Origin of the sequence: Thioclava sediminum, from assembly GCF_002020355.1 — a bacterium.
Taxonomy (GTDB): Bacteria; Pseudomonadota; Alphaproteobacteria; order Rhodobacterales; family Rhodobacteraceae; genus Thioclava; species Thioclava sediminum.
On the sequence record NZ_MPZV01000001.1, the window covers coordinates 215,511 to 226,800 of the forward strand.

Here is an 11,290-nt window from a genome sequence, read left to right on the forward strand (position 1 = left end):
CATGATCACTCTGCAATCCGTGACCAAGACCTATAATGCGGGCCGCCCGAATGCCGTGACCGCGCTGGACGGGATCGACCTGAGCATCGAGGGCCGGGCCGTCACCGTGCTCAAGGGGCCGTCGGGCTCGGGAAAATCCTCGCTCCTGTCGGTCGTGGCCTGCATGGCGCGCCCCTCCACGGGCCGCGTCAGCCTCGACGGCGAGGTCGTCTCGGGCCTGCCCGAGCACTTCCAGACCGAACTGCGGCGCGAGCGGTTCGGCTTCATCTTCCAGCGGTTCAACCTCGTGCGCGGTCTGACCGTGCTGGAAAACGTGATGCTGCCAGCCGCGCCGCTGGGTCAGCCCTTCGGAGAGCTCCGCGCGCGGGCGATGGACCGGATCGAGGCGCTGGGTCTGGGGCCGCGCGCCCAGACCCGGATCGAGTTGCTCTCGGGCGGCGAGGCGCAGCGCGCAGCGATTGCGCGGGCGCTCATCAACGATCCGCCGATCCTGATCGCGGATGAGCCCACGGCCAATCTCGACAGCGCGCTCTCCGAGACCTTCCTGCAGATCGTCGCCGAGGAGAAAGCGCGCGGGCGCACCGTCATCATGTCGAGCCACGACCCCCGCGTCTGGGGCGCGGACTGCGTCGACCGGGTGGTTTCGATGCGCGACGGGCGGATCGAGGATGCCCCTGCCCAGCAGGAGCCGCAGCCATGATCTTTCAAACGCCGATCATGGCGCTGTTGCTGGTGGCGGGTCTGGCCGCGCTGACGGCCCTCTGGGCGGGCGGCTTCGCCGTCACCGTTCTGCGCCGCTGGGATCTGACGGATATGGGCGCGCGCCAGCTGCGCATGGAGCGGATGACCGAGTTGGTCTCGACCCTCTTCGCCGCCGTCATGCTGGCCGAGCTCGCGGCGCTTTTGCTCTTCGTCTTCAATGCCGACCGGATGTCGTCGCTCTTCGTCGGCGCAATGTGTGCGGTCGGCACGCTCAACGTGAACGATTACGGCTTCCCCGCGCTCTATCTCAAGATCGGCGTGTTTTTCGCCGCCGTGATCTGGCTGATCCTCGACCGGGCCGACAGGCTGGGCCGGGACTACCCGCTGACCCGCGTGAAATACGCAGCCCTTCTCGCGATCACGCCGCTGATCCTTGCCGATGGCGCGGTCGAGCTGGGCTATTTCCTCGACATGCAGACCGATGTGATCACCTCGTGCTGCTCGAAGCTGTTCACGCCGAACAATCCCAATCTCGCGAACCAGATGGCGGGCGTCGGCGAGGCGCAGGCGCTCTGGCTGCTTGGCCTCACCGCACTGATCGGCTTGGCTGCGGGGATTGCGGCGCTGATCCGCAAGCGCGGCTACGGGCTTTACGCGCTGGCCTCGGCGCTGATGTTCGGGATGGGACTGACCGCGATCGTCGCCACGATCTCGCTCTATATCTATGAAAACCCCAACCATCATTGCCCGTTCTGCATCCTCAAGCCCGAATACGGCTATGTCGGCTACGCGCTCTATGTCCCGCTGTTTCTGGCCACCGCAGCCGGGCTTGGGGCGGGCGCGCTCAGCCCGTTTCAAAAGCGCGCCTCGCTGGCGGGGCCGTTGCCGGGTCTGATGCGGCGGCTGCTGATCTGGTCGATGGCCGGGTTCGCCACCTTCGGGATCGTCTGCCTGATCGTGATCTGGCGCTCGCATCTGATCCTCTTCGGCTAAGCTGTCCGCGATGCGGGCGACCCCGATTTGGGCCAGTGTCGCGCCGGGCTATGTCGTAAGGCAACCGCGCCAAGCGCGGGAACGCGAACTGGAGGAGGACTGACCATGAGCAAAGCACAGGCGGTGATTATCGGAGTGGGCGACGGGCTTTCAGCCGCCGTGGCGCGGGAGCTTGCGCCCGATTATGACCTCACGCTGGCCGCCCGCAGCGCCGAGAAGATGCAGGCACTGGCCGAGGAGACCGGCGCGCGCATGGTGCAGCTGGACGCGACCGACGAAGCCGCGATTACCGATCTGTTCGACGCCCTGCCCGCGCCGCCGCGCGTCGTCGTCTACAACCCGTCCGGCCGGGTGCGCGGCCCGGTGGCGGAACTCGATGCCGACGAGGTTCGCGCCGCCGTCGAGATCACCGCAATCGGAGCGTTTCTGACCGGCAAACACGCCGCGCGGCGGATGCTCGAAGCCGAGCCCGCCGAAGGTGTTCGCGGCACGATCCTGTTCACCGGGGCTTCTGCCGGGGTGAAAGGGTTCGCGCGCTCCGCCCCCTTCGCGATGGGCAAATTCGCGCAGCGCGGGCTGGCCGAGAGCATGGCGCGCGAATTGCATCCCCAAGGCATCCATGTCGCGTGGGTGAATATCGACGGCATGATCCTCAATCCGGGCCGCAGCGAGGCGCCCTACAAACCCGGCTCGATGCTGCGCCCCGCAGCAATCGCGAAGACCTATCGCCAGCTGATCGAGCAGGATCGCAGCGCCTGGACCAACGAGATCACGCTGCGCCCATGGGTCGAGACGTTCTGAGGCGGCGGGCGCTCAGCGCCCCTTGCCCGCCTCCAGCGCCGCCGCGCGCATGGCCGAGAGCGACTGGCGCGGGGTCAGCGCCTCGGGCGAGATCACGAGATCCAGCACCGCGCCGGTCTCGGACGCCCGCGCACGTTCGAACGCGGCGGCGAAATCCTCCGTCCGCTCGACCCGCTCGCCGTGGAAGCCATAGGCCTTCGCCAGCGCCGCGAAATCCGGGTTCACCGCCATCGAAGTACCCGACACGCGGGTCGGATAATTACGCTCCTGATGAGCGCGGATCGTGCCGTAAATCCCGTTGTTGAGGATCAGGATGATCGGTTGCGCGCCCGCCTGCGCGGCGGTGGCAAGCTCCTGCGAGGTCATCTGGAAATCGCCATCGCCCGCGAAGCAGACCACCGTCTTCTCGGGCTGCGCCACCTTGGCCGCGATGGCCGCCGGCACCCCGTAGCCCATCGCGCCCGATTGCGGCGCAAGCAGCGTGGCTTGCGGTCCGAAGCGGAAGAATCGCCCCGGCCAGACCGCGAAATTGCCCGCCCCGTTGGTCAGGATCATGTCCTCGGGGAGTTCCTCGCGCAGATAGGCGCAGACCTTGCCCATATCGACCGGCGAGGGCAGATCGGGCAGATCGAAGCCTGCCTCATAGGCCGCGCGGCCCTCGGCCCGCCAGTCGGCCCAATCGCCTTTCACCGGCTCCAGCGCGCCAAGGGCTGCGGCGAAGGCGTTCGGTCCGGCATGGATGCCCAGTTCGGGACGGTAGATCTTGCCGATCTCCAGATCCGAGCCGTGGACATGGATCAGCCGCTGCGCGGGCTGCGGCACGTCCAGAAGCGTGTAGCCATCGGTCGAATTCTCGCCAAAGCGCGCATTGATCGCGAGGATCACGTCGGCCTCGCGCATCAGGCGCTTCACATGCGGCGCCATCCCGACACCCGCATCGCCGCAGAAGACGGGCGAGTTATTGTCGAACTGGTCCTGATAACGAAAGACCGAAAGAACAGGGATATCAGAGACTTCCGCGAATGACTTAATGTGCGCAGTGCTACCCCCGCGCCAGTTGCACCCGCCATAGAGGATCAGCGGACGCTTGGCCCCGGCCAGCATCTCGCGCAGCTCGCCCATCGCCGCCGGATCGGGCTGCGGTTCGGTGATCCGAACGGGCGCAGCAAGCGGCGTGGCCTCGGTCATCGCGGTCAGCATGTCCTCGGGCAGAGCGACCACGACCGGGCCGGGCCGCCCGCTCACGGCCATCGTCCAGGCGCGGGAGAGAATTTCGGGGATGCGCTCGACACGGTCGATCTCGACGGCCCATTTCGCCATCGTGCCGAAGACCGCCTTGTAATCGAGCTCCTGAAACGCCTCGCGGCCCTTCATATCGGTGCCGACCTGCCCCACGAAGAGGATCATCGGCGCAGAATCCTGCATCGCCGTATGCACCCCGATCGAGGCATTGGTGGCCCCGGGGCCGCGCGTGACCATGCAGATGCCGGGCTCCCCGGTCAGCTTGCCGTAAGCGGCGGCCATGAAGCTCGCCCCGCCTTCCTGACGGCACAGCACGAAATCCAGCGTGCCCTGCGTGTCGTGCAGCGCATCGAGCACCGCGAGATAGCTCTCGCCCGGCACCCCGAATGCCTTGCGCGCACCAAGCCCCACGAGGCTTTCGACCAGAACCTGACCACCGTTTCTCATGCGCGCGTCTCTCTCCCGTTTGCGGCTCCGCGCAATGACGCGGATCTTGCGAGAGGCGTAGCACGCGCCAAATCGGAGCGCACCCCCGGCAGGTCGCGAGCGCGCCAGATCACCCGGCGAGGTAGGTCCGGAACCACGCGATCATGCGTTCCTCGGCCAGCTTGGCGGCGGCCTCGTCGTAGCGCGGCGTCGTGTCGTTGTGGAACCCGTGGTTCACGCCCGGATAGATATAGGCCTCGTAGCGCTTGTCGTTTTCCTCGAGCGCCTTTTGATACTCCGGCCACATCGCGTTGATCCGCTGGTCGAGCGCTGCGAGCTGGATCATCAGTGGCGCCTCGATCATCGCGACTTGCGCAGAGTCGGGCGCAGCCCCGTAGAACGGCACGCCCGCGCCCATCTCGGGATAGGCGACGGCTAGCTTGTTCACCACGCCCCCGCCATAGCAGAAGCCGGTCGCACCGACCTTGCCATTGGTGCCGTCGAGCATCTGGAGATACTCGAACCCGGCGAAGAAATCATTGAGCAGCGCGCCCTGATCGAGGCTGCGCTGCATCGTGCGTCCCTCGTCGTCATTGCCCGGATAGCCGCCGAGCGAGGACAGCCCATCGGGCCCCATCGCCACGAAGCCCGCCTTGGCCAGCCTGCGCACGACATCGCGGATATAAGGGTTAAGGCCACGGTTCTCATGCACGACGAGGATCGCCGCGGGTGGATTGTCCGGGTCGATCTGCGTCGGGCGGACGAGATAGGCGGCAATCTCGCCGGTGCCGTTCGGGCTGGGATAGGTGATGTCTTCGCCCTGAATCTCGGGATCGTCCTCGGCCACCTGTTGGGCGAGCGCGTAATCGGGCGCGAGCGCGCCGAGGATCGCCAGCGCGGTCACGCCGCCCACCGCCCATTTCCCCGCCCGATCGAGAAATTCCCGTTTCGAGATCTTGCCATGGACATAGTAATCGTAGAGATCGAGAAGTTCCTGGTCGAAATCGGCCGCCGTCAAGCGACGCGCATTGGCTGGATCGGTCATGGTGAATCCTCCTCCTGAGACCGGGAAGCATATCACGAACGAGTGATTTTCCGTCGCATTATCGACGCGCATTTCATGCGAGGCGCCCTCCTCACGCCGCGGCTGATCTAGCGTGCCGCGTCGCATCACAAACCAAATATTCTCAATAGACCCTGGGTTGCATCTTGCAATTACGTTACGTTTATAGGTTGTTAAACCTATTGGCCCCGCCCCGCTGTAACGTGTCATCTCGAGGAGCCCCGAATTGAAAACTTTTCGCCCTGTCATCGGTATCGTTTTAGTCGCGGGCGCGCTTTGGGTGATCGTCGGAGAGCAGATGTCGGGCGTGAGCGCCGATGCCGTCGTCAATGCGCCCGTGGTCACGGTGCGCAGCAGTACCGCCGGCAAGCTGTCGATGCCGAAACGACCGCTCGGCGCCCATGTCGACAAGGGCGAGCGGCTGGCCACCGTCGATGATATCCTCTCGGACACGACGCAGCTCGAAGATTTGCGAATGGAGCTGGCGAATGCCGAGGCGAATGTCGCGCGGATCAAAAGCGACCTCGCCGCCAAGCACACGCAACGCGACGCCTATGCCGCGCGCAGCAAGCTCTATCGCACGCATCGCATCGCCGAGATCGAGACGAAGCTGAAATTCGCCCGCGCGCGGCTCGACCGGCTGCAGCCCGATGCGCAGAGCACGGAGACGAGTGCCACGAAAGTCGCGCAGACCGCCCCTGCCGCCCCGGCGGAGAATGGCCCCGTGACGCAAGCGCGCGAGGACGTGGCGCTGCTCGAAAACGCGCTCGATGCCGCCAAGTCCGGCGTCTATCTGGGCGACGGCTATAACGACGCCCCAAGCTCCGAACAGCGCGGTGCGCTTCTCGATGAGGAGATCGCCGCGCTCGAGGCGGACCTCACCGAGGCCGAGGCCCGCGTCAAGACGCTCGACGCGCGCCGGTCGAAGGAACAGACGCGGGTGAACACCCTGTCCTCGAGCCAGGTGACATCGCCCGCGAACGGGATCTACTGGGAGACCCTGCAGGCGGATGGCGTGACGGTGCAGCGGGGCGACCCCATCATGTCGCTCGTCGATTGCGATGTCTCGCTGGTGACCGCTTCGGTGAGCGAAGGCGTCTACAACACCCTCAAGGTGGGCGATTCCGCGACCTTCAAGCTGGCCTCGCGCGACAAGATCTACGACGCGACGATCGCGCGGCTCGCCGGCAGCGGCGCGGCGCGCGTCTACCAGACCCTTGCCATCGCGCCGAGCCAGAAACATCTCGAGCGCTACGACGTGACCCTTCTCGTTCCGGACCTGAAATCCGATCCCGACCTCGACTGTCCCGTGGGGCGCACCGGGCGGGTGTTCTTCGAGCACCGCCCCCTCGACTTCCTGCGCTGAGGGCGGGGCGGCATGTTCTTCTATCCGCAACTGGGAGAGCTTGGCTCGGCGGCGATGCAGCTCATCCTCGTCGTGGGTATCACAGCCATTCTGCCGAGCTTCGTCAAACCGCGGCGCAACTGGCACCGTGCGGTGCTGCTGGGGATCAGTGCGGTGCTGGCGCTGCGCTATATCTGGTGGCGCGGAACCGAGACCCTCGCCCCGCCCGGCCTGACGCTGGATGCCCTGGCGAGCTGGTCGCTCTTCGGCCTCGAAGCCTTCACCATGATCGGCTCGCTCAGCGCCTTTCTCGTCCTGTCCCGGATCAAGCTGCGCAGCGAGGAAGCGGATCAATACGCCAATCTCCCGACGGAGAAGGAGCCGCTCGTCGCGATCCTTATCGCCACCTATAACGAGGATCGCGACGTTCTCGAACGCACCATCGTGGGCGCGAAATTCCTGCGCCATCGCAACAAGATGATCATGGTCTGCGACGACAGCCGCCGCGACTGGCTGCGCGATTTCTGCGAGACCAAGGGCGTGCGCTACATGCGCCGGGCCGACAATGAGGGGCAGAAGGCGGGCAATATCAACCACGCGCTGGACCGGCTGGCCGAGGAAGAGGTGCAGCCCGATTTCGTGGCGATCCTCGATGCGGATTTCGTGCCCCATCGCGGCTTCATCTCGCGCACGCTGGCGCTGTTTCACGACCCCGAAGTGGGCCTCGTGCAGACGCCGCAACACTTCTTCAACTCCGACCCGATCCAGCACAATTTCCGGCTCGACAGCTCCTATCCCGACGAGCAGCGCTTCTTCTTCGACCAGATGCAGCCCGCGCGCGACGGCTGGGGGATCGCCTTTTGCTGCGGCACCTCCTCGGTCTGCCGTTGGAGCGCGCTGCGCGAGATCGGCGGCTTCAACACCGAGAGCGTGACCGAGGATTTCATGCTGACGCTGGCGTTGCAGAACGCAGGCTGGCGCACCGTCTATCTGGCCGAGCCGCTGACCGAAGGCCTCGCCCCCGAAGGGCTCAAGGAATACATCACCCAGCGCGCCCGCTGGTGCCTCGGCTTGATGCAGATCGCGCGGTCCTCACTCGGCCCGTTCTCGAAAAGCAATCTGCGGCTGCGCGACCGCTGGAGCGTCATCGACTCGATCTTCTATTGGACCACGACCTTTCCCTTCCGGATCGCGGCGATCTGCTACCCCCTGCTCTACTGGTATTTCAACATCACGGTGGTGAATGCGGGCCTCGCGGATGTGCTGAGCTATTTCGGGGTCTATTACCTGTGGAGCCTGATGATACTGAACATGCTCAGCCGAGGCATGGTCGTGCCGCTCCTGAACGACGTGAGCCAGCTGATCGGCGCGATCCCGATCGCCCGCGCCGCCTTCACCGGGTTGCTGCGGCCCCATGGCCACCCGTTTTCGGTGACGGCGAAAGGCGGGGACCGGTCGAAAGTAGTCGTGCAATGGCGGATCATGATGCCGTTCCTGATCCTGTTCTTCCTGACGCTGGGCGGCCTTCTGATCGGGATCGTCTGGGATCGCTTCGCCTATTACGACGCGGGCGACGGCAAATGGGTGATCCTGTTCTGGACGGTCTATAACCTGTTCCTGCTGGCGGCGACCTGCCGTGCCTGCGTCGAGCTACCCCGGCGCGAAATCCATGTGGCCGACAAGCCCGAGCGGATTTCCTTCGTCTCCGACGGCACGGAATACTGGGTCTGGATGACCTCGTTCACGATGGACACGGTGCGCCTGCGCGGCCTGACCCTGCCGGAACAGACCCGCGGGATGTTGACGATCGACCAGATCACCGACCCGATCAAATGCTACGTCATCGCGAAGACCCGTGACGGCGCGCGGCTCCAGCTTCTGCCGACCGAGGAGCAGCGCGAAGAACTGTTCGTGCGTTTCTATGCCGAAGGGAACGAGCCGGGCGTCAGCCATGTTCGCCCGAGCGCGCTTCTGCACGACATCTACCGCCGTTTCTTGCCGAAATTCTCCTCGGACGAGTGAGCCTGCGGGCGCCGCGAATTAATAGGTGTTAATGGAAAGGCCGACGAAGGCCTCCTTGGCAAGGGCGCGCCACCCCGCCCGGATCGAGACCGGCCCGCCGTCGATTTTCTGGGTCACCGCGATGGTGCGCTCGGAATAGGTGTCGCTCCCGCCAGCGGAGAGTTCTAGCCCCAGCCCGGAGCGGTTCCCGGCCTGAAACAGCGCGAACCAGTCCTGATCGATCGTGTTGTATTGCCCCAGCATGAAGACACGCCCGAAGCTGGTCGGCCTGTAATGTTCCAGCCCCACCCGTGCGCCGAGTCGCCAGTTATCATCGTCCAGCGTGCGCCCGATGCTGGGGCCGAGTTTCAGCGTGCCGATTCCCTCGAGCGCGAAGTCCCGCGTCACGGCCGCGCCGGTCGACCATCCGCCATCGTAATCCGAGAAATTCGCGCTGAAGCTCACTTTCCCGCGCGACATCGAAAAGACCGTGTCGGAGGTATTCTGCGCCGCGTCGAACTGCAGAAACGTGCCGTCCGCGCGGGCCTGCGAAACCGGCCCCAGCGTCAGTGCCAGACAGGTCGCGATCGCAACGCTTACCCCGTAATTCTTGTGCATTTCTCGATTCCTGTGCCTGTGCCCGGGACCTTTACGCCCCCCTCGATTTACTTTTATCCCCCCGGAAAGGCGCAACTTTTCGTTGCTGCCAGGCACCGGGACGCGGAGCCTCTTTCTCCCGCGAGTGTTCGGCATCGACGTGCAGTTTGCAAGCGACCCGGCCCGAGAGCTCAACAATTTTAAAGAGAGGTGCTCCCCACCATTTTCTCGCCTCAATTAGACATTAACCATGACTAATCAGGCGATCCTTTCTCCACCGCAACTGAGGATTGAAGCGAAGATGACCATTCGTCGACATCATAATCTCGGGGGCATTTTCCTACGCACCGCTCTGGCGATGGTGCTCGTCGTGGCAGCGACCGCCGTCTTCGTCGCCAAGGTCGTGTCGGATCAGGCCCATGAATTTCAGACAGCCATTGAACACAAACTGGTCCTGAGAGGCTCGGATGCGATCGCGCTAAGCTTCAACACGGCCCTGATGCGCGAATGGGACAGTATGCATGCCGTTGCGCGCATTGTCAGCAATGCGTCGAAAGACGACATCAACAAGTTAATGGACGCCGTCTCCCGCACCGGGGGTCAGGTCGCCTGGGCAGGCTTCGCCGCGCCCGATGGCACGATCATCTCCGGCTCGAACGGCTATGATGTCGGCAAGAATGTCAGCTCCAAGCGGTGGTTCCGCGATGGTATCCGCGTGCCGTCGGTCGACTCGATCACCGAGACGGCCACCAATGCGTTGACCGGCAAGATGGAGCAATTCCTGAACCTCTCGACCCCCGTGAAGGGCGCGAACGGCCAGAAGATCGGCGTCCTGGTCTACCGCGTGCGGATCGCATGGGTGCGTAGCTTCCTGTTCGAGGCGAGCAAGGAGCTTGGCATCGACGTGGTCGTGCAGGACATCAACGGCGATCCCGTCATCGACACCCGTCACGAAAGCACGCCCTTGCCCAAAAGCCTGACCTCGAGCGCGAGCCTGCGCAGCAAGTCTTCCGGCGTCTTCCACCTTGTCGACGGCAAGGACGGCGGGACCTATGCCTTTGCGCCGGATTTCGTCTGGAACAAACTGCCCAACTTCGGCTGGCGCGTCTTCGCGGTTCTGCGCCGCGACAACATCTCGAACGATCTGCCGGTTTTGACGCAGGTGACGCTGGCGACGGTCGCAGCCGCGGCGCTGTGCCTGCTGGGCGTGACGCTGGTGTTCCTCAAGCTGCTGCTGCGCCCGGTCGAGCGGCTGGCAGAGGATGCCAAGAGCATCGCGAACGGCAAATACGTCTTCCCCGAAGAAGCGACGAGCTCTCAGGAAGCCGCCTCGCTGTCGAGCGCACTCGCGATCATCCAGAGCAAGCTCACCCCGCAGCGTGGCGAACGGCCGCCTCGGTCGACACCTGAGGCGACACCTGAACCGCATTCGTGACTTGGATTTGGGACAGAAAGGGGCGCAGCGGCGCCCCTTTTTCCTTGGGACGCCGCGGCTAGAGCGGCAGCCCCGTCAGCCGCGCAACCAGTTCGGCGGTGTTGCGCGCGCCGAGTTTCGCCTGCAGCCGCGCGCGATGGGCCTCTGCCGTGCGCGGTGACAGCTCCAGCACCCGCGCGATTTCCTTGTTGGTCTGCCCCTCGGCCAGAAGGGCCGCCACCTGCCGCTCGCGCGCGGTCAGATCGACGACGGGCCGCAATTCCGACAGATCGGCAAAGCTCCAAACAGCACGCGCGAAGGGATCGTCGGGCGTCAGCGATTGCCCCCGCACCCGGCACCAGAAGAGCGACCCGTCGCGGCGCTGCATGATCCGCTCATCGGCATAGCGCCCGGTCTCGCGCATTCGCCGCAACCCGATCTCCCCGATGCGCAGAAACTCCTCCTGCGACGGGTAGAGCACCGCGAGCGAGCGCTGCGGCAGCTCGTCTTCGCGATAGCCGAAACTCTCGCAAAACCGCGCGTTGCACCGCTCGATCACCCGGTCGCGGGTGACCGCCAGCCCGACCGGCGCATGCTCGAACGCCAGCAGCGCCATCTCATCGCTGTCCAGCAGATCCTGCTCCATCCTCTTCTCCCGATAGCGTAGTTCTACGAATAGAGGTCGTGCCGCCCCTGCGCTAGTCTC

Annotated in this window: 10 protein-coding genes; 6 read left to right on the forward strand and 4 right to left on the reverse strand. The window is 64.9% G+C overall.

Annotation, left to right across the window (positions count from 1 at the left end; all coding sequences use genetic code 11):
* Position 1 precedes the first annotated feature (1 nt).
* The 3 genes from BMI91_RS00860 (at position 2) to BMI91_RS00870 (ending at position 2,496) form a co-directional block, all read left to right on the forward strand.
* Positions 2-700, forward strand: coding sequence for an ABC transporter ATP-binding protein (locus BMI91_RS00860; RefSeq protein ID WP_078599161.1), 699 nt, complete (start codon positions 2-4; stop codon positions 698-700).
* Positions 697-1,695, forward strand: a complete 999-nt coding sequence (locus BMI91_RS00865) for a hypothetical protein (RefSeq protein ID WP_078603667.1) — start codon at positions 697-699, stop codon at positions 1,693-1,695. The genes BMI91_RS00860 and BMI91_RS00865 overlap by 4 nt, the downstream gene beginning before the upstream one ends.
* A 105-nt stretch (positions 1,696-1,800) precedes the next feature.
* Complete coding sequence (locus BMI91_RS00870) at positions 1,801-2,496, forward strand: SDR family NAD(P)-dependent oxidoreductase (RefSeq protein ID WP_078603668.1); 696 nt, start codon at positions 1,801-1,803, stop codon at positions 2,494-2,496.
* 12 nt (positions 2,497-2,508) lie between these two features.
* Here the strand turns inward: BMI91_RS00870 and BMI91_RS00875 are convergent, their stop codons facing one another.
* Complete coding sequence (locus tag BMI91_RS00875) at positions 2,509-4,185, reverse strand: thiamine pyrophosphate-binding protein (RefSeq protein ID WP_078603669.1); 1,677 nt, start codon at positions 4,183-4,185, stop codon at positions 2,509-2,511.
* Positions 4,186-4,294: 109 nt separating this feature from the next.
* On the reverse strand, positions 4,295-5,209 hold the full coding sequence (gene yghX / locus BMI91_RS00880; RefSeq protein WP_078603670.1) for a YghX family hydrolase: 915 nt from the start codon (positions 5,207-5,209) through the stop codon (positions 4,295-4,297).
* A 244-nt stretch (positions 5,210-5,453) separates the two neighbouring features.
* Between yghX and BMI91_RS00885 the strand changes: the two genes are divergently transcribed.
* Positions 5,454-6,593, forward strand: coding sequence for an HlyD family secretion protein (locus BMI91_RS00885; RefSeq protein ID WP_078603671.1), 1,140 nt, complete (start codon positions 5,454-5,456; stop codon positions 6,591-6,593).
* Between the two features lie 12 nt (positions 6,594-6,605).
* Positions 6,606-8,594, forward strand: a complete 1,989-nt coding sequence (locus BMI91_RS00890) for a glycosyltransferase (protein WP_078603672.1) — start codon at positions 6,606-6,608, stop codon at positions 8,592-8,594.
* A gap of 18 nt (positions 8,595-8,612) precedes the next feature.
* On the opposite strand, the gene BMI91_RS00895 is transcribed toward BMI91_RS00890, so the two are convergent.
* Positions 8,613-9,191: a hypothetical protein gene (locus BMI91_RS00895; protein WP_078603673.1), complete on the reverse strand. Its 579-nt coding sequence runs from the start codon at positions 9,189-9,191 to the stop codon at positions 8,613-8,615.
* A 280-nt stretch (positions 9,192-9,471) separates the two neighbouring features.
* Between BMI91_RS00895 and BMI91_RS00900 the strand changes: the two genes are divergently transcribed.
* Positions 9,472-10,605: a cache domain-containing protein gene (locus BMI91_RS00900; RefSeq protein ID WP_078603674.1), complete on the forward strand. Its 1,134-nt coding sequence runs from the start codon at positions 9,472-9,474 to the stop codon at positions 10,603-10,605.
* Positions 10,606-10,663: 58 nt separating this feature from the next.
* On the opposite strand, the gene BMI91_RS00905 is transcribed toward BMI91_RS00900, so the two are convergent.
* On the reverse strand, positions 10,664-11,230 hold the full coding sequence (locus BMI91_RS00905; protein WP_244176527.1) for a PAS and helix-turn-helix domain-containing protein: 567 nt from the start codon (positions 11,228-11,230) through the stop codon (positions 10,664-10,666).
* Positions 11,231-11,290 lie beyond the last annotated feature (60 nt).

Bases quoted from the DNA above. Each gene is read 5' to 3' on its own strand.
- BMI91_RS00870 (WP_078603668.1), top strand. From the start codon at position 1,801: ATGAGCAAAGCACAGGCGGTGATTATCGGAGTGGGCGACGGGCTTTCA.
- BMI91_RS00895 (WP_078603673.1), bottom strand. From the start codon at position 9,191: ATGCACAAGAATTACGGGGTAAGCGTTGCGATCGCGACCTGTCTGGCA.
- BMI91_RS00860 (WP_078599161.1), top strand. From the start codon at position 2: ATGATCACTCTGCAATCCGTGACCAAGACCTATAATGCGGGCCGCCCG.
- yghX (WP_078603670.1), bottom strand. From the start codon at position 5,209: ATGACCGATCCAGCCAATGCGCGTCGCTTGACGGCGGCCGATTTCGAC.
- BMI91_RS00865 (WP_078603667.1), top strand. From the start codon at position 697: ATGATCTTTCAAACGCCGATCATGGCGCTGTTGCTGGTGGCGGGTCTG.
- BMI91_RS00905 (WP_244176527.1), bottom strand. From the start codon at position 11,230: ATGGAGCAGGATCTGCTGGACAGCGATGAGATGGCGCTGCTGGCGTTC.
- BMI91_RS00875 (WP_078603669.1), bottom strand. From the start codon at position 4,185: ATGAGAAACGGTGGTCAGGTTCTGGTCGAAAGCCTCGTGGGGCTTGGT.
- BMI91_RS00900 (WP_078603674.1), top strand. From the start codon at position 9,472: ATGACCATTCGTCGACATCATAATCTCGGGGGCATTTTCCTACGCACC.
- BMI91_RS00890 (WP_078603672.1), top strand. From the start codon at position 6,606: ATGTTCTTCTATCCGCAACTGGGAGAGCTTGGCTCGGCGGCGATGCAG.